The sequence below is a fragment of the Pseudovibrio axinellae genome, assembly GCF_900110875.1.
Classification (GTDB): domain Bacteria; phylum Pseudomonadota; class Alphaproteobacteria; order Rhizobiales; family Stappiaceae; genus Pseudovibrio; species Pseudovibrio axinellae.
On the sequence record NZ_FOFM01000004.1, the window covers coordinates 61,919 to 80,880 of the forward strand.

An 18,962-nucleotide genomic window follows, 5' to 3' on the forward strand; every position below is an offset into this window, starting at 1 on the left:
CTCCTGTGATTTGATCTGATAGTTGGAGCTCTGTCCGTTCATGCAACAAACCTTGCTTGTTCAATTTCCTGCGCCACTTCTTCAACCAGCTGGATACGCTTGCCTACCCATGTAGCGACGTTGCCAGGCCATGAGTTGCCGTTAGATTTGTATCGCGGGCCATCAGGGCACATGTCTGCGGGTTTATTGCGGTATGGAATTCTCGTGTAATTGTCAGGGAAGCCCATCAGACGCTCACATTCTGTCGGCGTGAGCCGGCGCGCTGCTTGATGCTGGCACACAGCCGCATGACCACCTGCGTTTTGGTGAGATTTATTGTGGCCCATTGACCGCAAAGTAGGATGCGAGCCGTCCTCGATGTATTGAACCTCAGTACCTTTGCAATCAAACGCGATCGGCACTATCGGTGTTCGGCGGCCAGTCCCGTCTTCGCTCGCGTCAAATCCCTCACCTTGAAGAGTGTGGGCGACGTAAGTCTCAAGATCTGCAGCAAGTGAACTATTTGGCTTGGCTAAGAGAGTATGCGAGACAAATAGGCCACACCCACTATTTATGTGCTGGTTTTCAAGTCCTTGCTTCGTCCCAAAATGAGCGTTCAGCGTTGGCGCGACTTCCGCGCATTCCAGCACCGCACCAGCGAGCTGATTACGAATAGGCCCGTCTTTTGCTCTCGTGTCTAACGTCGGGCTTACTTCTGCAAAGCCACCGCCTTGAGGGCCGAACTCAATGCCTCTGGAAGTTGCTTTCCCCGCTTCTCTGCGCGGCGGAGAATTCCCGAGCAGGCTTTGGGGCTCAGATAATACCGCTGCGGGATATCGCCAGTCTCCAAAATATCCGACAAGGAACACACGGCGTCTACGTTGTGGGACGGCGTGAGGGTAGCCGTCCACTCGGCAGTATTGGGCATCGAGAACCCTGTAACTCCACCCGTACCCGAGTTGCCCCAGCGCACCGAGGAATGATCCGAAATCACTCGTTTCTGTAGCTTCCCATTCTTCCCCTTCTTCCAGATCACCCGGCGGCGCATCTCCTGACCAGGATGACAGGACACCGGGGACGTTCTCCCAAACGACCCATCTAGGCCGGTATCTATTAACGATTGCAAGGAAGGAGAGAGTGAGGTTTCCCCGTGGGTCAGCAAGCCCCTTACGTAATCCCGCAACTGAAAAGGCTTGGCACGGGGTACCTCCGCAAACAAGGTCAACTGGTCCAAGGTCAGGCCACTCCTCAAATTTTGTCATGTCGCCCAAGTTAGGCACGTCTGGGTAATGGTGCTTCAACACCGCACACGGGAAAGGCTCGATCTCGGAGAATGCTATTGGTTCCCATCCTAAGGGCTTCCACGCCACTGAAGCAGCCTCGATGCCTGAGCACACTGAAAGAAATCTCATGCCGCCTCCTACAAGTTGGCCTTTACTCGACTTCGAAAATTTCAGGCGTGGCGATTGGCTTTCGCAAATCAGCGTCATGCTGGGCGTCTCGCCGTGCCTCCCCTTCATCTCTTCGCCAAAGTGCATCAGTAACAGGACTCCAGAACGAAAATAGACGAAAGAAACTTGTTCTACGCTCAGCCAAATATCGGCGCTCGGTGCGGCAAAAATAATCATTACACACCTGAATGTTTCCTGCGCGTATCCTATACATTTTCACCTCACCGGGGTTGTGGAGCTGTCGCCAGCTTCTTTGAATTCATTTGTGCCGGTGCCGTTGCATCGACCGCATTTGCTTAATGCGAGATAGAGGTAGTCATCGCGTCCGGTACCTGCGCACTTCTTTGAGGCGGGTTGCGGCTGTAGGGTTGGGCCGTAGCAAACCGGTGGCAAACCGAACCAGAACACCTGCCACATGCGCATTGTGTTTACTGTGATTATGAGAGGTAGGTTGGTCATGCCTGCGCCCTCTGTTTGTGGTATGTTTTGATGCCGTCGCGGATGCATTTTTCTGAGAACTGGGTGTGGATTGAGATGGTGGGTACTGACCAGTTGAGGCGCGTGTTGAGTGTATGAAAGACCTGCATGCGAGCTGTTGCGGCTGCGTGTGTGTTGTTGTTGCCCTGAAAGATCGCATCCAGTGAGGTGTTGTTGTTGAGCTTGGCTTCAAGGACAATATCTTGAGCCTCAGGTGGCATCTCAAAAAAGACCGCGCATTTTGCCTGTTGCCGCCTTTCGCGATCTGGATCGGGGAAGGCGCTGGGTAGTCCTTTTGCAGCTGAGTACAGCGCTGCTATGTAGGTTTCTGTTACACCGTAGATTGCCGCGATCCTGCTAAAACTCATGCCTGCAAGTGCGCGTTTTAAAATGGTCTGGTCAGTTGAATACATGGGTCTCTCTCAGTGGCTGGCTGTCTGATCGAAAGCGGTGATTTGAGCGGTGATGAAATCTGCTGGGATTCCAGAGCGCTTTGCCTCAATCATCTGCCGGTCCAGAGCGGGCATGAGATACAGCAGTGTGGCGGATATGATCGCCAATACTGAGAGTTTTAGTGCCTCTGAAACGAGGAACAGAGGTACGTTGCAATCATCATCAAATACGTCATTGTCAATGTTATTCACGGGTCTGTTCCTCTTGCTTGGCGCTAAGGGAAATACTGACGGGCAGGAGGGTTAGTCTGGCTCTGTGCGAAGTTGCTGCAGGAGCTTGGTGAGTGCCAAGTCTGCTTCCTTGAATGTTTCACGCAGAGCATTGATGCGGGCGTTGACTGTGCGGCGATCATTGGGTTGTTCATTCAAGGCCAAGCGCAAATCAGAGCGAAAGATGCAAATGTCGTTGTGCGCCTCACCTGTGCGGGCAAGGGCATGTTCACCCACCTCCTTCACGGTTTTGGCAGTTGTTTGAGCTGGGCGCTGTTCGGTCGCAGGGAATTGAATGACTTTAGCGTTATGCATTGAAGTACTCCCTTCTGGAGATAGAGAGACAGAGCAACACCCTCTCTCTCTATTAAGTTCTAGGCGGTGGTGTCTTCGTCTTCCTTTGAGAGTGTCTCGGAGAAGTGGTTCACCAAGATCTCTTCTGCAACGTTTGAGACGATTGCTTTCCCTGCACGCAAAGCGAGAGTTGCTTTATCTGTGTCAGACACCGCTGCGCTTTTGATCTGGCTGGTCAAGTTGTCGATTCCCGGCTGTAGATCGTCGCGCGTGTCTCGCGCTTTTTTGTCATCAATCTGAGATGTCATGTCGTTCACCCTCTGCGATATATAAATCTGAAACTGCTGCTACTGCTTGCTGAGGTTGGTTGTCGCTATCGATGTAGAGAACGATCACAGCACTAAGGGCTGCATCTCGTTGCACAATGCCAATATTGCTTTGGCCTAAGTCATCAGGCGGGCTCGCCCGAAAACGGACTAATGAGCCTGCAGGAAATCGAGACATTTTTCTTCGATGTTCACGAAGAAGCTTAATTGCTTCAAAGTCGGTCATGATATTCAAATCCACACTTTAAGTGTAAAAAATATGCGTTGAGTGCGCGTGTTTGTCAATGCATAAAGCATAGTTTTTATGCATAACGTCTGAAAATTTAATCTGAGACGCCATTCAAACTATGTTGATAGTTAAATTTAAGGAGTAATTTCGTTAGGTTTTATGTGGATATCTGCTTCAATTTACTCTTTGGGTCTCTGGAGGTACCAACATGGTGGCGCGTTTAATGCTCTATCAGGCAGTTGCAAAACTGATATCTGAGTTTGAGAAAGATGGCTTTGAGATTGTTCAAGGGGATTCGTTTGCCGAAGCTGCAAAAGCTTTGCCCGAGGCTAAGGGTGGCCTTACACCGCATTTTGCATATTCTCTCAACGCGCAGGGCAAGGAGAATGTTGCTTGGTTGGGGTTGAGGTTAGGTGGTGAGGAGTATTTATGCGGGTTTGCTGCAGTTAGGCTAGAGCCGCTGCAAGGGTTGGCGTTGTCGGACTTCTTGGCCACCTATTGGCGATTGCGATATGTGGATGTTGATGGCAATCCCGTACAGTTGACGGATTCTCAGCCTGAGATCGCGAAGCGTATATCGGGGCAGGTTGGGTACCTGGGCGATCTTTGGATAAGGCCAGACCTTAGGAAGCGAGGTCACGCGCGCAGATTGATGGAGTTCGCGCAGATTTTGGCCTTTGATCTATGGCGGCTAGATTGGATTTATTGCTGGATGCGCCCTGCTGATTTCTTGAATGGAAATGGAGCGCGTTGGGGGTGGTTAGTGGGGCAGCCGGATGGCATTCGCTTTGAGGTGCCATCTAGAGACTTTCCAAAGGGGTTGGCGTTTTGTGCAAACCCTTCATACGCTCTTAATCAGTTGATTAAGGATATAGTGCGAGATGCTTGATCAGGTAATTCTTTCGTGAAAACTATAAGCTGCGAAATACCCGCTCGTGAATGTACGGGCAGGATTAACCGGCAATACTCGCGATAGTTTTCGTCGGAAATGTTGGCTCCGATCAGGTCAAAAATTGGCCTGTTAGACCGGTACGCATTCCAATAACTGCTTGCTACCAGCTGTCGATATGTGCGTGACATCGCCTTTCTGGCGCTGGTTGGGTGTTGCGCCCATTCCGCCCCGAACACGTGACGCGCGAAGCTGTCATTGCCTATCATTATAATGTCAGGGCTGTCGCTGGGGGTGGCTGGTGGCGCCATGAGTAACACTTTGCGTGCGTGATCAATGAAGTCAGGTGAGAGGTGCCCATTGGATTTATTCCAAATGTGCAAAAGTTGTGCACCTGTTGTGCTTAACTCTTCGAGTATGAGTGCGGTGGCTGGTCGCCTCTCTGTATACTCAAGCAACTTCCTGCTCCTGTTTTTGTTGTGTGTAGGCCAGAACCAGTGCGGGGCGAAATGCGTTGATTACTTCTTTCTGCCGCTTTTCGCTTAGTAAGTCGATATAAGGGCAGTCGTAAAGATTAACACACATCATCTTAAGCGGTGTGATTAGATCGTATTTCTCGGCGGTCTTAAGTAGGTCCAAAACCTCCTCTTTGTGTGAGAAGGTTGGACGATGCCAGATCAGTGATAGTGCGCTTTTGTTATCCATATGGTCTCTCATTAAGTACTTATGGCTGGAGCGCATAGATAAACTTTACGACAGTATCCATAAGTTAGAAAATATCACTTATCAGTTTTTTTATTCTTCGCTGCATTATAAATATTCTCAACTATAATAGATAAATCTCTAATGCTACCCCTGCCATCAAGAATCTGCTCTTCAAGTCTTATTCCTTCTTCAAAAGACTTTAAGAATAACTCTAAGTCAAGCTTATCAGTTTGAGGTCTGTCAGAGTTGCTCGCCATTTCACCTAGCAGGTTGTGTGTTAGGTCGTCAGCGACTGGTTTTATATCTTCGCGTGGTTGGCCTTCTCCATACAAAAGGAACTGGGGAGATGTTTTGAGCCGGCGGGCATAGTGAGCTGCCTCTTCATGACCGAATGCCCTAGAGCCATTTTCGTGGCTTGAGTAGGTGCTAACGTTGACGCCAAGAGACTTGGCGGCGGCTGTAGCTGTTTTAAAGCCTGCATTGAAGCGGGCTGTTCTTAGTCTTTCGTGCGGTTCCATGGCTCCACAGTGCCAATCAGTTTTATGCATTAGGTGTTGACTTTGGGTTATGCATCTGGCATTGAAAATACACGTGTCGAGTAATTTTAATACCCACGGGATTTTGTAGCGATGCTAGAGCCTACCGAAATTCGAATGAAAGCTAAGCTTACTCAATTTGAGATGGCGTGTGCGCTTGGATGCTCTCAAAGTTGCGTCTCTCGCGTTGAACGGGATGGTTTTTCTAAGAAAACTGCCGTTCTTGAAAGATCATATCAGCTTTTCATGTTGGAGCAACAGCAAGTGATCGGTGATGTAAACCTCCCTGTTGCCAAGAGTTGATTGGAAGAAGGCGGCGGTATTGAGAGGTGTTTCCCTCATTACCGCCCACCTTGTCACGCAACGCATTTATTTGGGGGAGGTGGTGTGGTGCTCAAATCTGATGTATATTGTATAACTTTTGCGCGTTACGCGGTGAGAAACCGCTGCATGACCTTTCCTCATAATCAGTTGGCAGAGCAAAGCCCTGCCAGCAAACCAAAGATGCTTAAGCTAGTTCGTCCTCATGCTCTTGCATCATTTTCAGTCTTTGAAGACGTTTCTCATATATTTTCATGCGGATCTCGCGGACAGGCTGAATTTCGGTGGTGGCGGCAATGTCTCGGTTCTGTTCGAGGCCTTCTACGATCAAATTTTGCTGTTGTTTGCTTAGCATTGCGAAGATGGCAGAGGTTATCTCAGCATTCGTACTGTCTTCGAGCGTTAGTTCCAGTAATTGCATCTCATCAAACTCATTTTTCTTACTCATGCTGGCTGTTCCTTTCCAAAGCTGGCCAGTGTGTGCTGGAGGCTTTGCCATGTTGGCGCATTGAGCAGGGCCTCCGACTTTTTCGCAGAACTGATTTCAGCACAGCGCCCTCGGCATGGCTATCAACGAAAATCGCGGGGAGGGTTGCTGCATGACCTCTCCTGACGTTCTCTCTATTTCTGATTTACCCTGCGAAATTCGGTTGGGTGATGTGCTCGACCGTTTGCGTGAAATGCCTGACAACTCAGTTGATTGCGTGGTGACCTCTCCGCCTTATTGGGGTCTTCGCGATTATGGTGTTGACGGGCAATTGGGGCTTGAGCCAACGCTCAAAGAACATCTCGACAAGATGGTTGAGGTGTTTGAAGAGGTGAGGCGTGTTCTTAAACCTGACGGCACTTGCTGGATTAACTATGGCGATTGTTATGCGACGACTCCTGCGGGGCATAAGGCGGATAATGACGGGCGTATTCGAACCAAAGGTGATGACCGTACTTTTACGCAAAAGCCATTTTCAACCATCCAAGGAAACTTGAAACCCAAAGACCTTTGCATGGTACCGAACCGGTTTGCAATTGCGTTGCAAGATGCTGGTTGGTGGGTTCGTGGTGAGATTATTTGGGCAAAGCCTAACCCTATGCCGGAGAGCGTTCGAGATAGGCCTGCGGTTGCTCATGAGAAGATCTGGCTTCTGACTAAGTCGCCTCGCTACTTTTACGACAAGGAAGCGGTGCGCCAAGGGCGGGTTGGTGATGAAGATGCGGATGGTTTTCGAGGTGGTTGTTACACTCGCAGCAAGGCGGGGAAACGCAAGGCTATAGGAAACAAGCGTGTATCGGATAAACAGCGTGGTCACAGCAAGCGGCACGCCGGGTTTGATACTCGTTGGGACCAAATGACAAAAGAAGACCAGCAAGCCAATGGCCGGAACCTTCGCAACTATGAGCCTGCTCCGCTTGAAGTTTGGAATGTGGCAACGCGACCATTCCCCGGCGCTCATTTTGCAACCTTTCCACCAGAACTAGCGCAACGCTGCATTGAAGCGGGATGTCCGCGAGGTGGTGTTGTCCTGGACCCGTTTGGCGGCGCTGGCACGACTGGCTTAGTCGCGTTGCGCCATGGCAGGCGGGCGATCCTGATTGAACTCAATCCAGCGTATGCAGCGATTGCGCAAGAGCGCATTGAGAAGGACTGGATGGGGCCAGCGGAATTAAAATCTCATGGAGCCGCTGCAGACGATGGTCTGGGCCCTTTGTTTTCCCAGCTTGAGCCAATGGAGGTTTGCAATGCGTGAATTTCGGAATGTTGATGAATGGCATTGCGGGGTTTCGCAAAGCCAGATGGTGGCGAATACGCGCCTTGTTCTGTTTGCGATAAGCCTGTTCGCAAACCGTGTTGGGCAGGGCATAGCGGTATCCGTTGGGGTTTTGGCAGAGCGAACGGGGTTGAGTAAGCCTTCTGTGATTAAGCACCTGAAGCTGGCAGAGGAGGCTGGTTGGATCGGTGCGCAGCGCTATGACGGCACGGGGGCAAGGCTCAAGCGCAATGAGTACTCGCTTAAGTTTCCTGAAATGGACTTGGAGGGGTGATATGAGCAAAGGCCACAAGGCGTGGAGCTGGCGGCAGGCTTTCAGTCGGTCTGACCTTTCTCCAACAACCAAGCATGTGCTGCATACTCTGGCGCTCTTCATGAACGAGATGGGCGAGAGTTGCTACCCAACAATTGAGCACTTGATGGAGCATAGCAGCCTGAGCAAAAACGCAGTGATGAAGCATCTTGAACTTGCGAAAGGTGCGGGTTGGATCACTGTATCTCAGCACGGTTTTCGAGGGCAAAAGTGGAAGCGCAGGGACTATTCAGCGCGGTGGCCTGAGCGTGATTTGGATGCGCCAAGCTTATCTGAGCGTATGGTCAAAAGTGCTGATGAAGAGGAAGAAGGCGGTGCACGTGGTGGACCACCTCCCTTAAAAAAGGTGGTGCACGAGGTGGGTGAAGGTGGTGCACGTGGTGGACCTAAGGTGGTGCACGAGGTGGACCAAGATAAGAACAATCCAATTAACAATCCAATACCAATCCAAGAGAGAGAATGTGCGCGTGAGATTGGAAATGATAAAACTACCAATAGCGGCAAAGTCTCTCGTGAAACGTGGGTTCGAAGGCTGAAAAAGGTTCATGAACGTTGGCCAACAAGAGCGGGGGATAGCGTTGAGGGTGCTGAGCGGCTGTGGTTTCGGTTGAGCGATGAGGAGCGGAATCAGGCTGAAAAGCTGGCGAAAGCCTATGAGAAACACATCAAGGATTTAGGGCGTACCAGGATTTGCTCGCTGCTGACGTATCTCAAGGAAAAGCGGTGGAAGCTGCTACCGAAAATGGCTGGTGGAACGGGAACCGGTGAAGCGGTAGCGAATGCAGCACCATTTGGGAAACTGTGGGGCGTTAATCGATTTTCGGTGTTGCTGGCTCCGCCTGTTTCTGAAGCAGACTATCCAAAACCCCCTGCGTTTATTGAGGAAAGGTTAAGGCGCGGCGGCGAAGAGGCTGAGAAGGAAAAGCGGGACCGGCGCATGATTTATGGCTGGCGGGATGTGTTGGACATGCAGGGCAAGGGGGTAGCTAAAGCTAAACCGGTTAAGGTTCCTAAAGCGATGGAACCACTTGGTGATGAATTTGAAGTGGTCAAGGTCGGGTCTGACGTTTGGAGGGCTTGGGAGCAGCTACACAATGAGCGTGGCTGGCCATGGTTCGGGCCTGATCGGGATATGCCTGAATGGGTTTGGATGCCGCGTCTTGTGAGTGGTGAACACTTAACCCCACTGGAGGCTGTGCAGGATGCGCTTGAGAGCTTTGAGGCGGCTGTGCGGGGCTTGACTGAAACCACGAATTTGGAGGCGGCTGAATGACGGTGACTTTGGCAAATGACGAAAGACGCACGCTAGAGCGGAACTACCAGTTTATACGTTCGTTGATCAAAGGCAGTTCGCTAGAGTGGGTCGTGGTGCAAACCAACCCGAATTGTGAGGATCGGGCATTTGAGAGTATCAGAGCGGTTGGCGTGATTGCTTATTTGCCGATGATGACAGAGGTTCGAACTGTTAAAGTCACGAAGAAGCGTTTCGTTAAGAGCTGCCTGATGTTTCCACGATATCTACTTGTCGGGCTGGATGCGAACGCTGGTCAGACCTGTGATCTGGTTCGAAAATGTGATGGTGTGGAAAAAATTCTTTCAGCAACAATGGAAGGCGCTCCACATCGCGTTCCTGTCCGTGAGCTGCTTCGGATTGTAGATACTGCTTGTGAGGCTGAGGTCGGGCGGAAACTGATTAAGGGTCAGCTCTTTAACGTTGGTCATGAAGTAATGCTGGTGGCTGGAGTTGGCGTTCAACTGAAGGGTGTCGTTCGCGAGATCCAGCAGGGCGGGGAGAGGGTTCGAGTGGAGGTTGAGGCGTTCGGGAGAACGGCGAATGCTTTCGTACCTATTGACAAAGTGTCGCTGCGTTAATCATGATGCGCCTCAGGATGATCACGTGAATCTCCGGGGCCTGAGCGGCTAGAACCCGCTAAACCAACAGAGCGACCTGGACACGAGACCCAGTCAACACAAGACGCTTTAGGGCGGAGTTGGCGCTAAGAGTTTTCATGGAATTTTGACAGGCACGTGGTGCGTTAACTGGTTCGCTGATAGGGCGGACCTTTTTTGTGTTTGGGGTTGATAGGGCTTTGTCTCTCAAATCAATATCGCCACGGCTGGCTTCATTAAAGCCAACGCTTCGTAAAGCTCCCAAGGCAGTCGACCCTTTCTACCTGACACGCGAGTGGAAAGCGCTGGCGAGCTACATCAAGCAGCTGCGCGGCTATGTCTGCGAGGCTTGCGGCAAGGACTTCTCAAAACAAAAGCACAAGCTGATCGCTGACCACATCGTTGAGCGGAAAGACGGCGGTGCTGATCTCGACCTAGGCAATGTCCAGTGCCTTTGTACGTGGTGCCACAATCGGAAAACGGCAAAGGCACGACGAAATCGAGGCTAATATATTGAAATATATAGATAAAATGGATCTGATCGGCAATTCCTGAAATGCTGATAATCGGTAGAAATACCGATGAAAACAGAGGCAAATAGGACATTTGGGGGGGTAGGGTGAAAGTCCAGGGGATTTTGACCCCTTACCCGCCCCAATATAACTGAGAGATTTTTTTTTGGCCGACCTCGAACTTGACCTGCTAGGCGACCCAATCCCTGAGGGACATGGGAGAAGAGGGCGTCCACCCCATATGGTGAGCGACGAAAAGCGTAGACTTGTCATACAGTTACTCGCCTTTGGAAAAACTCAGGATGAAATTGCAGCAGCTTTAGGGATCACAGCACCCACTTTGCGCAAGAATTATTTTCGTCAGCTCAAGGTCAAGGATGATGCTCGGGCGAGGGTAGAAGCCAAGCTTCTGGGGAAGCTCATGGATCTTGCCGAAGACGGGAAAGTGTCTGCGATCAGGGAAATTTTCTCACGGCTTGAGAGTTCTGACCGTGCCAAGCTTGCAGAAGCGATTGCCAATCGTGGAAAGAGTGTTCCTGCAGCATCCCAAAAAGCGCTCGGCAAAAAAGAAAAACGGAAACAAGCGGCGGAAACCTATGACGGGAAGTATGCACCTCCCCAAGCTCCTCAACTGATCAACTAAGAAAGATCTGTCATGAGAGTTCAGCACTGGTCAACCGCCTGCGTGGATTGGGAACAACGGATTGTTCAAGGGAAATCGCTCATTCCCTTCGATCCTTTGTTCTCAGAGGAAGCAGAGGCGGCTTTGAATGTCTTCAAGTCGCTCAAGGTGGTTGATGTTCCGGGCATGCCGACATTTGGTGAGTGCTGCGACCAGTGGGTGTTCGATTTTGTTGGTGCGATCTTTGGAGCTTATGACACGGAACAAGGGCAGCGGTTGATCAGTGAGTTCCTGCTCCTGATCTCTAAGAAAAACGCCAAGTCCACTATTGCTGCTGGGATCATGGTGACGGCGCTTATTCGCAACTGGCGTCACCTTAATGAGTTGTTGCTGTTGGCTCCAACCATTGAGGTGGCCAACAACTGCTTTGAACCAGCTGCTGCGATGGTGTCGTACGACGAAGAGCTCGAAAAAATCCTCAAGGTGAGTACACATCTGCGAACAATCAAACATGAGACCACAAATTCAAACCTAAAGATTGTGGCTGCTGACAGCGACACGCTTTCTGGCAAAAAAGCTGGTTTTGTTCTGGTTGATGAGCTTTGGTTATTTGGCAAGAAACCAAAGGCAGCAGCCATGCTGCAGGAGGCCACTGGCGGATTGATTGCTCGCCCGGAAGGATTTGTTGTTTATCTGACCACGCATTCTGATGAGCCGCCAGCAGGGGTCTGGAAGAGCAAGCTTGAATATTACCGGGATGTGCGTGACGGGAAAATTCACGATCCTGAGCGGCTTGGAGTTCTCTACGAGTTCCCGAAAGCAATGCTCAAGAACAAGGGGTACCTGAAGCCGGAAAACTATTACATCACCAACCCTAATCTTGGGCGTTCCGTTCGTAAGAGCTGGCTGGAATCCAAACTGCGCGAGGCCATGGATGGCACTGGCGAAGAGGACAAGCAAAGTTTCCTTGCCAAGCACCTGAATGTGCCGATCGGCATGAATCTGCGACGAGATCGATGGGCTGGAGCTGATTACTGGCAGACTGCTGAGTTCACTGTCGTTCGTGATTTTGAAGAGTTTCTGGATCGATGTGAAGTTGTGACTGCTGGCGTAGATGGCGGCGGACTGGATGATCTTTTAGGGCTTTGTTTTATCGGGCGCGAAAAAGAGAGCGAGACGGAGAAAAGCAGATGGCTGCTGTGGGCTTGCGGGTGTTGCCATAAGAGTGCGCTGGCAAAACGCAAACAGATCGCGACAGCTCTACAGGATTTTGAAAAAGACGGTGATCTGTTTATCTGTGCTGATATTGCAGACGATATCCCGATTGTCGCTGACTTCATAGAACAAGCTCTGGATCGCGGCCTGTTCCCGAAAGAGTATGCAATCGGGCTTGATCCGGTGGGGGTTGCGGCAATCGTTGATGAATTGATTGAACGTGAGGTCAAGCCAGAGCAGCTCGTTGGTGTGCCTCAAGGCTATAAGCTTTCCGGTGTTACCAAAGGCATGGCGCGAAAGCTTGCTGATAAATCTCTGGTTCATGGAGGCTCGCGGATGATGGCGTGGTGTGTTTCCAACGCCAAAACCGAAAAGCGCGGCAATGCCGACTATGTGACCAAGCAAGCCTCCGGTTCCATGAAGATTGACCCGCTCACAGCAGCGTTCAACGCGTTTGATCTTATGAGCCGCCATCCAGAGGCCGAAGGCAATGGCTTGGATGATTTTCTCAGCAATCCGGTGATGGTTATATGATCAGAATTTTCAAAGCAGCCATACGTGGAATCCGACAAGAGTTGCAATCTGGCGAGTCTGGATGGATCAACCTCAACGGGGGAGACGCCTGGTCTGGGGGCGGTCATTCTTCTGCGGCTGGCAAAACTGTTAATGCGTCCTCTGCTTTGGCGTTTTCTGCTGTTTGGGATTGTGTTCGCAAGACTTCGCAGGTGATCTCAACCCTTCCTTTGGCGCTTTACGAAAAACGGACTGCTGGTAGCCGCGTGAAAATTGAAGAGGATCTGACCGAAATCTTGTGTGCAAGCCCAAACAGGGAGCAAACGGCGGTTGAGTTCTGGGAGGGGATGACTGCGCACATGACGCTGCGTGGTAACGCTTTCGCCGAGAGGTTGTTTATCGGCCCAAACCTTGTCGGCTTAAGGCCACTGTTAAACGTTACTCCTCGACGAAATCAGAACAACGGGCTGGAATATGAAGTGACTGACAGGGGCAAGCTGAGCAAGATGCCTGCCGATAAAGTTTTTCATATGCGCGGATTTGGAGCTGGTGATGGTCTTGGGATGAGCGCCATTAAATATGGGGCCAACTCAATCGGGGCGGCATTAGCTGCTGATGAGACCGCAGGCAGTGTTTTTTCTAATGCAATGATGGCTGCGGGCGTTCTGACCTCAGATCAGAGCCTCAATGCAAACCAACGATCTCAACTTCAGACGCTGCTGGAAACGTTCATTGGATCGCGCAGAGCAGGTAAAACCTTGACGTTGGAATCCGGTCTCAAATTCCAGCAGCTTCAGTTAAATCCTGAGGATGCGCAGCTTTTAGAAACGCGGCGCTTTAGCGTTGAAGATGTTTGCAGATGGTTTGGGGTCCCGCCGATTGTGATCGGTCACTCAGCAGATGGCCAAACCATGTGGGGCAGTGGTGTTGAAGCGGTGATGCTGTCCTGGCTCTCGCTCGGGATCAATCCGCTGCTCGTCAAAAACGAAGCCCGCATCCTGAAAGATCTCATTCCCGTTGAAAAGCGTGGGCGTTGGTACGTGGAATATAACCGCGAGGCAATGTTGCAAATGGACAGCAAGGCCAAAGGCGACTTCCTCCTGAAAATGCGCATGGGTGGCTTTATGTCTGGTGATGAGGGGCGCGACAAGCTCAACCTGCCACGGCGTGGCGGCAACAGTGATGAGTTGGTGGTTCAAACCTCTATGGGACTGGTTGATTTGCTTGGAAAGGAAGACAAATGAGCATTCGCAATTTGCCAAATGTTCCGGTGTTGGCTGGGAAAGGTCTTCAAAGTGCGATTGCTGAAAGCGTACGGCAGCGCTGGAATCCTGATCTAAAAGCAGCTGCTGGTGAGGACGGCGAAAATACCATTTCTATCCTTGATCCAATCGGGGAAAGTTGGATGTATGACGGGGTCACAGCGAAACGAATTGCTGCGGCGCTACGCAATATTGGCGACGAGGATGTGGTGGTTTCAATCAACAGTCCTGGAGGCGACTTTTTTGAAGGACTGGCGATCTACAATCTTTTGCGCGAGCACAAAGCCAAAGTGACCATAAAGGTCCTGGGGCTTGCAGCTTCGGCGGCTTCAGTCATTGCAATGGCGGCAGACGAAATTCAGATCGGGCGTGCAGCTTTCTTTATGATCCACAACACCTGGGTATGTGCGTGCGGTGATCGTCATGCGTTCCAAGAGGTTGCCGATTGGCTGAAGCCGTTTGATGAGGCTGCAATCAGCATCTATCACGCACGCACGAAGATCTCGGAAAAAGAGCTGGGCAATCAGCTCGACAAGGAGACCTGGATCAATGGTGAGACTGCTGTTGAGCAAGGGTTTGCTGATGCTCTTCTTGCAAGTGATGAGGTCGACCAAGCTCCTAGCCAAGCTTCTGATAAGCCCTCGCCAAATGCAGCTCAAAAAGAACTCGATATTCTGCTGACACGTCTCAATATACCAAAATCAAAACGCCGCTCACTATGTGCGGCTCTGAAAGGGAGCACGTCTGGCGCTGCTCCATCCGGCATGTCTGGCGCTGCCGTTCACGCAGGAGTGGAAAAACTCCTAGTTAAGATCGCTTCCCTTTAATCGGAGAAAACTTATGAAGATGAAGGCATTCATGCCTGCCATTTGCTTGGCAGCACTTACCCTTGCTCGTCCTGATGCTGTTGTTGGCTCAGTTCGTGCCGATGCTATGACCACTGAAGATTTGCTGAAAAAGGTGAGCCAGCAGCTGGATGATGTTTCTGACAAAGTCAAAGCCACGGCTGAAGATGCCTTAAAACAAGCAAAACAATCAGGTGAGGTTTCTCAGGAAACTAAAGAAGCTTCAGATAAGCTCTTGAGCGCACAAACAGCGTTAAATGGAAAAGTCACTGAACTTCAAAGCTCCCTGGAAGGGCTGGACAAAAAGACTCTTGAAATTGCACAGCAGGTTGCGGAGGGCGTGAACCCTGCTGGATCTGCAAGACCTATGACGCTTGGCCAAGCCTTTGTTGCAGAAGAAGACCAGATTAAGAATTTTTCAAATAATGGGGCAAAGGGCAGTCTGCGTATTGTTGTGTCAAACGCGGTTACAACGGCTGCAGGGTCTGGTGGTGGGCTGATTTATCAGGACGAAGACCGCGACCCGGTACGTATGCCGCGCCGCCGATTGCTTATTCGCGAGCTTCTCACACAGGGTAAGGTCAACTCGGATATTGTGAAGTATCGCAAGCAGGTCTTGCGCGATAACAATGCTGCGATGGTTGCAGAAGGGGCGGCAATGCCGGAATCCAGCTTTGGTTGGGAAAAGGCCTCTGCTGAAGTCAAGAAGATTGGTCATCACACCAATATAACCGAGGAAGCACTTGTTGATGCAGACTTCCTGCAAACGGAGATTGACACGGAACTTCGTTACGGTGTGGATCTGGAAGAGGAAAAGCAAATCCTCGCAGGTGATGGCGCTGGAGAAAACCTGACCGGTTTGCTCAGTGAGGCATCTGCGTTTAGTGCAGCTTCTGGCCTACCAAATGAAACCCGAATTGATCGATTGCGGCTCGCTATTTTGCAGGTTGCCTTGGCGGATTACATCGCAACTTCATTCGTCCTCAACCCAACCGACTGGGCAGCAATTGACCTTTTGAAAGATAGTCAGGGCCGTTATGTTTTTGGAAATGCGTCTGCGGTGTCGACCCCGATGTTGTGGGGCAAGGATGTTGCTGAATCCAACTCTATGAGTGCTGGAGAGTGGCTGACGGGTGATCTGGCAATTGCAGCAACCTATTATGATCGCCAGCAAACAGAGGTTCTTATCTCAAGCGAGCACGATACCAACTTCATTGAAGACATGCTGACGATGAAGGCTCGAAAGCGAGTTGCTCTTGCGCACAAGCGACCAGCTGCAATGGTAACTGGCAATTTCAGCTTCTCATAGTGCTGGATAACGAGGCCACGAAAGGCTCTGTAGTCATCTGAGTACAGAGCCATTTTTAGGAGGTGAGGCATGTTTATCAGAGTTAATTCATCAAGACGGACTGCAATTGGGATGTTGCGTTTTGGCGTTGTTTACAAGGTGAATGAGAAAGACCGCAAGGTTAAAAAAGCAATTGAGCCCTTGCTTGATGGCAAGAACGCACCTTTGAAACGGCTTACTGCAAAAGATGTGCGCAAATACAAGATTGAGTATTTGGATCTGACTGGCCCCAAAAATGAACAGGCTGGTTTACCTGCACAATCCTGCGAAGAGGACGCAATCACCCCTTCAGTCAATGGAGACTAACCGTGTCTCTGATCGAACTGGAAGAAGTCAAACAGCATTTGAGTATTTCTCATAGCTACGATGACGTGCTGCTCACATCTTTAATTCGTACCGCAGAGACATACGCAGGCCGCTACCTGCGCTGTGACTTTGGTGTTGAATTTCCAGATGGTGTTGCAGAACCAATCAAGACTGCTTTGTCGATACATATACACGCGCTGTATAGGGGAAGATCCGGCGAAACCAGCACAGGGACTGCGCGACTACCACCTGGTTATGAAGTGATGATGGCACCTTACAGGAACTTGGCCGGATGAACGATGTGACAATGCTGGAGGTTGTTGCGTTTGAGGCTTTGGTTTCAAGCCCTGACGGGTATGGCAATAAAACCGCTGGGTACGAGACACAGTTCGAAGTGCGGGCGCATTTTCGGTATCTGCGCGGAGGTGAAAGCGTTATCGGGGCACGGCTTGAAGGTATTCAGCCGGTTGTCGTTACGATCTGGCGATCACCAGATACTGAGGCAATCCAGACGAGCTGGCGCATGAAAGACCTTATCACTGGAACCGTTTATGCAGTCCGAACCAAGGTGCCCAGTGATGATCATCTGTGTTTTGAGCTGACTTGTGAGAGCGGTGAAATTGATGGTTAAGGGCGAAGAAGCGTTTCAAAGGTTTATGACTAAGACCGTGCCTGAGCGTATTCGGCGGGCGGCGATGGAGGCACTTGAAGAGTCTGCGGACATTATTGTGCAGAAAATGAAATTTTTGGTCCCTGAGCATGAGGGGAAATTGCGTGACAGCATTGGCTGGACTTGGGGAGAGTTGCCGAAAGGCGCGGTGCTGTTTGGTACGGTTGGAGGCGGCAAGGACTGGCTGCACATAAAGATTTATGCTGGCAATAAAAAAACGATTGTTACGAATAAACGGGGTGTGCAATTCCAGAACGCCAAACTTCAGGAATTTGGCACGCGTGAGATGAAAGCAAATCCATATTTTTATCCGGCATGGCGCACGCAAAAACGTGGAGCAAAAAGTCGTCTCACTCGCAGGATCAATAAGGAAATTAAGGCGTTGAACAATGGGTAGTCCTGACCTGGAACTCCAAAAGGCTGTTGTTGCGGCGTTGTCGGCAGATGAGACGGTCCTTGAGTTTGTTCATGACGTATTTGACAGCGTTAAGGTGCCCTCAGATCAGGCGAACTCGCCATGGGGCGTGAAAGACGGATATGTCAGCCTTGGTGCTGAAATGAATGTACCTGCTCGCCACGACGGTTTTTTAATAGAAGAAACTACGCTTCAGATTGATTGTTGGTCGCGCAAGACCGGCAGGGTTCACGTTAAACAGATCATGGCTGCGGTGCGGGCTGTACTGGATGGTGCAGAGCTGCCTTTGCCTAGCTATGGAAACGTGATTTCAGAACTCTCATTACACACAATCACACCTGACCCCGAAACAGGGGTTACGCATGGTGTCTTACACTTCTCATTTGAAATTCAAGTTCACTAGCAAAAAGAGGTTTGTGATGGCGAAGCCAACAACAGAACGCTTTGAAGAAATGGTCCTTGCGGTCGATTTTGATGAGGACGGAACGTTTAGTAAGATTTGTGGCATCAAGGGCGTAAATATTACGCGAACAGGCAATGCGGCTGAAACGGAAGTTCTTGATTGCGAGGACGAAAGCCAGCCGAATGAAATCCTGACCGATGTGCAGTCAATTAAAGTCATGGCTTCAGGCGATGGGACGTGGGCAGCGGAATCCAATGGCAAGATGATGAGTTGGTTTTACTCTGGCAAACACAAACCGGTGCGCCTTAGTAATACAGCTGCAGCATCTGGTGATGTTGAAACCGAGAGCGGCCCAGCAAACCTTGTCCAACTTAATCAGGCTCGTTCTGATGGGAAAGGCCGTGTGACTGCGTCAATTGAAATTGTGTTCAGTGGCATTCCAGAGCTGACTGTAAAGGCCTGAGGGTAATCTCATGGACGCTAAGAGTTTACCTTGGGTTGGGGGGCAGCATGATTTTGTGCTGAACCTTGGACAACTTCGTGCGGTGCAGCAAACCTGCAACGCTGGTCCTCAAACAGTTATGTCTCGGATAGCGGCGGGGGCGTGGTTTGTCGACGACCTGCTTGAAACCTTGCGACAGGGCCTGATCGGTGGGGGGATGGAGAGCAAGGAAGCGGGACCATTGGTGGCTCGTATGTTTGAGGTTCATGGAGCGTTTGCTTTAAAGCCGACTGCGCATGCGGTCCTTGCTCACGCATTGATTGGTGAGGTCGACGACCCTGTGGGGGAGTGAGCCGGGGTGAGCCAAGCGGGGAGCGCTGGAAGTTCTCAGAGTTTTATGGGTCTGGTGCGGCGATGGGCTTCACTCCAACACAAATCGACAAAATGAGCATGTGGGAATTTATGTCCTGCGTTGCGGGCTACAATAAAACTCATGGCGGCAAGACTAAGAAAGGTCAAAGTGAAGCCTTTTCTGACGGCCGACTGCGGGATCTGGGCATAGAAGGGTTTTGAT

At 50.7% G+C, this 18,962-nt stretch carries 29 protein-coding genes; 19 read left to right on the forward strand and 10 right to left on the reverse strand.

Going from position 1 to position 18,962, the window contains the following annotated elements:
- Window positions 1-38: 38 nt before the first annotated feature.
- From BMZ51_RS10590 to BMZ51_RS24295, 7 genes are all read right to left on the reverse strand, one after another.
- The gene (locus BMZ51_RS10590) at window positions 39-1,391 is read right to left on the reverse strand and encodes a DNA cytosine methyltransferase (protein WP_074882061.1); all 1,353 of its coding nucleotides are present in this window, start codon (window positions 1,389-1,391) and stop codon (window positions 39-41) included.
- Between the two features lie 255 nt (window positions 1,392-1,646).
- Window positions 1,647-1,889 (reverse strand): hypothetical protein, encoded by a 243-nt coding sequence (locus BMZ51_RS10595; protein WP_068011200.1) that lies wholly within the window; start codon window positions 1,887-1,889, stop codon window positions 1,647-1,649.
- The gene (locus BMZ51_RS10600; RefSeq protein WP_068011197.1) at window positions 1,886-2,320 is read right to left on the reverse strand and encodes a hypothetical protein; all 435 of its coding nucleotides are present in this window, start codon (window positions 2,318-2,320) and stop codon (window positions 1,886-1,888) included. The genes BMZ51_RS10595 and BMZ51_RS10600 overlap by 4 nt, the downstream gene beginning before the upstream one ends.
- A 9-nt stretch (window positions 2,321-2,329) precedes the next feature.
- The gene (locus tag BMZ51_RS10605) at window positions 2,330-2,551 is read right to left on the reverse strand and encodes a hypothetical protein (RefSeq protein WP_068011192.1); all 222 of its coding nucleotides are present in this window, start codon (window positions 2,549-2,551) and stop codon (window positions 2,330-2,332) included.
- 51 nt (window positions 2,552-2,602) lie between these two features.
- Window positions 2,603-2,884: a hypothetical protein gene (locus BMZ51_RS10610; RefSeq protein ID WP_068011191.1), complete on the reverse strand. Its 282-nt coding sequence runs from the start codon at window positions 2,882-2,884 to the stop codon at window positions 2,603-2,605.
- 59 nt (window positions 2,885-2,943) lie between these two features.
- Entirely contained in the window at window positions 2,944-3,171 is a 228-nt protein-coding gene (locus BMZ51_RS24290) for a hypothetical protein (protein WP_208979425.1), read from the reverse strand.
- Window positions 3,155-3,415 carry a hypothetical protein gene (locus tag BMZ51_RS24295; RefSeq protein ID WP_208979426.1) on the reverse strand — a complete coding sequence of 87 codons (261 nt, stop codon included), beginning with the start codon at window positions 3,413-3,415 and terminating at the stop codon, window positions 3,155-3,157. The genes BMZ51_RS24290 and BMZ51_RS24295 overlap by 17 nt, the downstream gene beginning before the upstream one ends.
- A 211-nt stretch (window positions 3,416-3,626) precedes the next feature.
- On the opposite strand from BMZ51_RS24295, the gene BMZ51_RS10620 reads away from it, so the two are divergent.
- The gene (locus BMZ51_RS10620) at window positions 3,627-4,307 is read left to right on the forward strand and encodes a GNAT family N-acetyltransferase (protein ID WP_068011190.1); all 681 of its coding nucleotides are present in this window, start codon (window positions 3,627-3,629) and stop codon (window positions 4,305-4,307) included.
- Window positions 4,308-4,757: 450 nt separating this feature from the next.
- On the opposite strand, the gene BMZ51_RS10625 is transcribed toward BMZ51_RS10620, so the two are convergent.
- The 3 genes from BMZ51_RS10625 to BMZ51_RS10640 form a co-directional block, all read right to left on the reverse strand.
- Window positions 4,758-5,012, reverse strand: coding sequence for a hypothetical protein (locus tag BMZ51_RS10625; RefSeq protein WP_068011188.1), 255 nt, complete (start codon window positions 5,010-5,012; stop codon window positions 4,758-4,760).
- Between the two features lie 74 nt (window positions 5,013-5,086).
- Window positions 5,087-5,530, reverse strand: a complete 444-nt coding sequence (locus BMZ51_RS10630; RefSeq protein ID WP_139201377.1) for a helix-turn-helix domain-containing protein — start codon at window positions 5,528-5,530, stop codon at window positions 5,087-5,089.
- 526 nt (window positions 5,531-6,056) lie between these two features.
- Window positions 6,057-6,317 (reverse strand): hypothetical protein, encoded by a 261-nt coding sequence (locus BMZ51_RS10640; protein ID WP_139201378.1) that lies wholly within the window; start codon window positions 6,315-6,317, stop codon window positions 6,057-6,059.
- Between the two features lie 151 nt (window positions 6,318-6,468).
- On the opposite strand from BMZ51_RS10640, the gene BMZ51_RS10645 reads away from it, so the two are divergent.
- The 18 genes from BMZ51_RS10645 (at window position 6,469) to BMZ51_RS10730 (ending at window position 18,961) form a co-directional block, all read left to right on the forward strand.
- Window positions 6,469-7,611, forward strand: a complete 1,143-nt coding sequence (locus BMZ51_RS10645) for a DNA-methyltransferase (protein ID WP_068011179.1) — start codon at window positions 6,469-6,471, stop codon at window positions 7,609-7,611.
- Entirely contained in the window at window positions 7,604-7,906 is a 303-nt protein-coding gene (locus BMZ51_RS10650) for a helix-turn-helix domain-containing protein (RefSeq protein ID WP_068011178.1), read from the forward strand. The genes BMZ51_RS10645 and BMZ51_RS10650 overlap by 8 nt, the downstream gene beginning before the upstream one ends.
- Before the next feature lies 1 nt (window position 7,907).
- Window positions 7,908-9,218, forward strand: coding sequence for a helix-turn-helix domain-containing protein (locus BMZ51_RS10655; RefSeq protein ID WP_068011175.1), 1,311 nt, complete (start codon window positions 7,908-7,910; stop codon window positions 9,216-9,218).
- Entirely contained in the window at window positions 9,215-9,817 is a 603-nt protein-coding gene (locus BMZ51_RS10660; protein WP_068011168.1) for a transcription termination/antitermination NusG family protein, read from the forward strand. Before BMZ51_RS10655 ends, BMZ51_RS10660 begins: the two co-directional genes overlap by 4 nt.
- 218 nt (window positions 9,818-10,035) lie before the next feature.
- Entirely contained in the window at window positions 10,036-10,344 is a 309-nt protein-coding gene (locus BMZ51_RS10665) for an HNH endonuclease (protein ID WP_074882062.1), read from the forward strand.
- Between the two features lie 169 nt (window positions 10,345-10,513).
- A complete protein-coding gene (locus tag BMZ51_RS10670) occupies window positions 10,514-10,990 on the forward strand; it encodes a helix-turn-helix domain-containing protein (protein WP_139201379.1) in 477 nt (158 codons plus the stop codon).
- Between the two features lie 12 nt (window positions 10,991-11,002).
- Entirely contained in the window at window positions 11,003-12,718 is a 1,716-nt protein-coding gene (locus BMZ51_RS10675; protein ID WP_068011163.1) for a terminase large subunit, read from the forward strand.
- Window positions 12,715-13,941, forward strand: coding sequence for a phage portal protein (locus BMZ51_RS10680; protein WP_068011161.1), 1,227 nt, complete (start codon window positions 12,715-12,717; stop codon window positions 13,939-13,941). The genes BMZ51_RS10675 and BMZ51_RS10680 overlap by 4 nt, the downstream gene beginning before the upstream one ends.
- Entirely contained in the window at window positions 13,938-14,786 is an 849-nt protein-coding gene (locus BMZ51_RS10685) for a head maturation protease, ClpP-related (protein WP_068011159.1), read from the forward strand. The genes BMZ51_RS10680 and BMZ51_RS10685 overlap by 4 nt, the downstream gene beginning before the upstream one ends.
- Window positions 14,787-14,799: 13 nt before the next feature.
- Entirely contained in the window at window positions 14,800-16,113 is a 1,314-nt protein-coding gene (locus tag BMZ51_RS10690; protein WP_068011157.1) for a phage major capsid protein, read from the forward strand.
- A 69-nt stretch (window positions 16,114-16,182) separates the two neighbouring features.
- Window positions 16,183-16,458 carry a hypothetical protein gene (locus BMZ51_RS10695; protein ID WP_139201380.1) on the forward strand — a complete coding sequence of 92 codons (276 nt, stop codon included), beginning with the start codon at window positions 16,183-16,185 and terminating at the stop codon, window positions 16,456-16,458.
- Window positions 16,459-16,460: 2 nt separating this feature from the next.
- Window positions 16,461-16,754, forward strand: coding sequence for a head-tail connector protein (locus tag BMZ51_RS10700; protein ID WP_068011152.1), 294 nt, complete (start codon window positions 16,461-16,463; stop codon window positions 16,752-16,754).
- The gene (locus tag BMZ51_RS10705; protein ID WP_068011150.1) at window positions 16,751-17,089 is read left to right on the forward strand and encodes a phage head completion protein; all 339 of its coding nucleotides are present in this window, start codon (window positions 16,751-16,753) and stop codon (window positions 17,087-17,089) included. Before BMZ51_RS10700 ends, BMZ51_RS10705 begins: the two co-directional genes overlap by 4 nt.
- Window positions 17,082-17,525, forward strand: a complete 444-nt coding sequence (locus BMZ51_RS10710; RefSeq protein ID WP_068011144.1) for an HK97-gp10 family putative phage morphogenesis protein — start codon at window positions 17,082-17,084, stop codon at window positions 17,523-17,525. Before BMZ51_RS10705 ends, BMZ51_RS10710 begins: the two co-directional genes overlap by 8 nt.
- Window positions 17,518-17,946 (forward strand): DUF3168 domain-containing protein, encoded by a 429-nt coding sequence (locus BMZ51_RS10715; protein WP_068011143.1) that lies wholly within the window; start codon window positions 17,518-17,520, stop codon window positions 17,944-17,946. Before BMZ51_RS10710 ends, BMZ51_RS10715 begins: the two co-directional genes overlap by 8 nt.
- A gap of 16 nt (window positions 17,947-17,962) precedes the next feature.
- Complete coding sequence (locus BMZ51_RS10720) at window positions 17,963-18,409, forward strand: phage tail tube protein (protein WP_068011142.1); 447 nt, start codon at window positions 17,963-17,965, stop codon at window positions 18,407-18,409.
- 10 nt (window positions 18,410-18,419) lie between these two features.
- Entirely contained in the window at window positions 18,420-18,740 is a 321-nt protein-coding gene (locus BMZ51_RS10725; RefSeq protein WP_068011141.1) for a gene transfer agent family protein, read from the forward strand.
- Entirely contained in the window at window positions 18,737-18,961 is a 225-nt protein-coding gene (locus tag BMZ51_RS10730; RefSeq protein WP_068011140.1) for a hypothetical protein, read from the forward strand. The genes BMZ51_RS10725 and BMZ51_RS10730 overlap by 4 nt, the downstream gene beginning before the upstream one ends.
- The last annotated feature ends 1 nt before the right edge of the window (window position 18,962 follow it).

Excerpts from the sequence above, each read along its gene's own strand:
- BMZ51_RS10590 (WP_074882061.1), bottom strand. The coding sequence starts at position 1,391 with ATGAGATTTCTTTCAGTGTGCTCAGGCATCGAGGCTGCTTCAGTGGCG.
- BMZ51_RS10595 (WP_068011200.1), bottom strand. The coding sequence starts at position 1,889 with ATGACCAACCTACCTCTCATAATCACAGTAAACACAATGCGCATGTGG.
- BMZ51_RS10600 (WP_068011197.1), bottom strand. The coding sequence starts at position 2,320 with ATGTATTCAACTGACCAGACCATTTTAAAACGCGCACTTGCAGGCATG.
- BMZ51_RS10610 (WP_068011191.1), bottom strand. The coding sequence starts at position 2,884 with ATGCATAACGCTAAAGTCATTCAATTCCCTGCGACCGAACAGCGCCCA.
- BMZ51_RS24290 (WP_208979425.1), bottom strand. The coding sequence starts at position 3,171 with ATGACATCTCAGATTGATGACAAAAAAGCGCGAGACACGCGCGACGAT.
- BMZ51_RS24295 (WP_208979426.1), bottom strand. The coding sequence starts at position 3,415 with ATGACCGACTTTGAAGCAATTAAGCTTCTTCGTGAACATCGAAGAAAA.
- BMZ51_RS10620 (WP_068011190.1), top strand. The coding sequence starts at position 3,627 with ATGGTGGCGCGTTTAATGCTCTATCAGGCAGTTGCAAAACTGATATCT.
- BMZ51_RS10625 (WP_068011188.1), bottom strand. The coding sequence starts at position 5,012 with ATGGATAACAAAAGCGCACTATCACTGATCTGGCATCGTCCAACCTTC.
- BMZ51_RS10630 (WP_139201377.1), bottom strand. The coding sequence starts at position 5,530 with ATGGAACCGCACGAAAGACTAAGAACAGCCCGCTTCAATGCAGGCTTT.
- BMZ51_RS10640 (WP_139201378.1), bottom strand. The coding sequence starts at position 6,317 with ATGAGTAAGAAAAATGAGTTTGATGAGATGCAATTACTGGAACTAACG.
- BMZ51_RS10645 (WP_068011179.1), top strand. The coding sequence starts at position 6,469 with ATGACCTCTCCTGACGTTCTCTCTATTTCTGATTTACCCTGCGAAATT.
- BMZ51_RS10650 (WP_068011178.1), top strand. The coding sequence starts at position 7,604 with ATGCGTGAATTTCGGAATGTTGATGAATGGCATTGCGGGGTTTCGCAA.
- BMZ51_RS10655 (WP_068011175.1), top strand. The coding sequence starts at position 7,908 with ATGAGCAAAGGCCACAAGGCGTGGAGCTGGCGGCAGGCTTTCAGTCGG.
- BMZ51_RS10660 (WP_068011168.1), top strand. The coding sequence starts at position 9,215 with ATGACGGTGACTTTGGCAAATGACGAAAGACGCACGCTAGAGCGGAAC.
- BMZ51_RS10675 (WP_068011163.1), top strand. The coding sequence starts at position 11,003 with ATGAGAGTTCAGCACTGGTCAACCGCCTGCGTGGATTGGGAACAACGG.
- BMZ51_RS10680 (WP_068011161.1), top strand. The coding sequence starts at position 12,715 with ATGATCAGAATTTTCAAAGCAGCCATACGTGGAATCCGACAAGAGTTG.
- BMZ51_RS10685 (WP_068011159.1), top strand. The coding sequence starts at position 13,938 with ATGAGCATTCGCAATTTGCCAAATGTTCCGGTGTTGGCTGGGAAAGGT.
- BMZ51_RS10690 (WP_068011157.1), top strand. The coding sequence starts at position 14,800 with ATGAAGATGAAGGCATTCATGCCTGCCATTTGCTTGGCAGCACTTACC.
- BMZ51_RS10695 (WP_139201380.1), top strand. The coding sequence starts at position 16,183 with ATGTTTATCAGAGTTAATTCATCAAGACGGACTGCAATTGGGATGTTG.
- BMZ51_RS10705 (WP_068011150.1), top strand. The coding sequence starts at position 16,751 with ATGAACGATGTGACAATGCTGGAGGTTGTTGCGTTTGAGGCTTTGGTT.
- BMZ51_RS10710 (WP_068011144.1), top strand. The coding sequence starts at position 17,082 with ATGGTTAAGGGCGAAGAAGCGTTTCAAAGGTTTATGACTAAGACCGTG.
- BMZ51_RS10715 (WP_068011143.1), top strand. The coding sequence starts at position 17,518 with ATGGGTAGTCCTGACCTGGAACTCCAAAAGGCTGTTGTTGCGGCGTTG.
- BMZ51_RS10720 (WP_068011142.1), top strand. The coding sequence starts at position 17,963 with ATGGCGAAGCCAACAACAGAACGCTTTGAAGAAATGGTCCTTGCGGTC.
- BMZ51_RS10725 (WP_068011141.1), top strand. The coding sequence starts at position 18,420 with ATGGACGCTAAGAGTTTACCTTGGGTTGGGGGGCAGCATGATTTTGTG.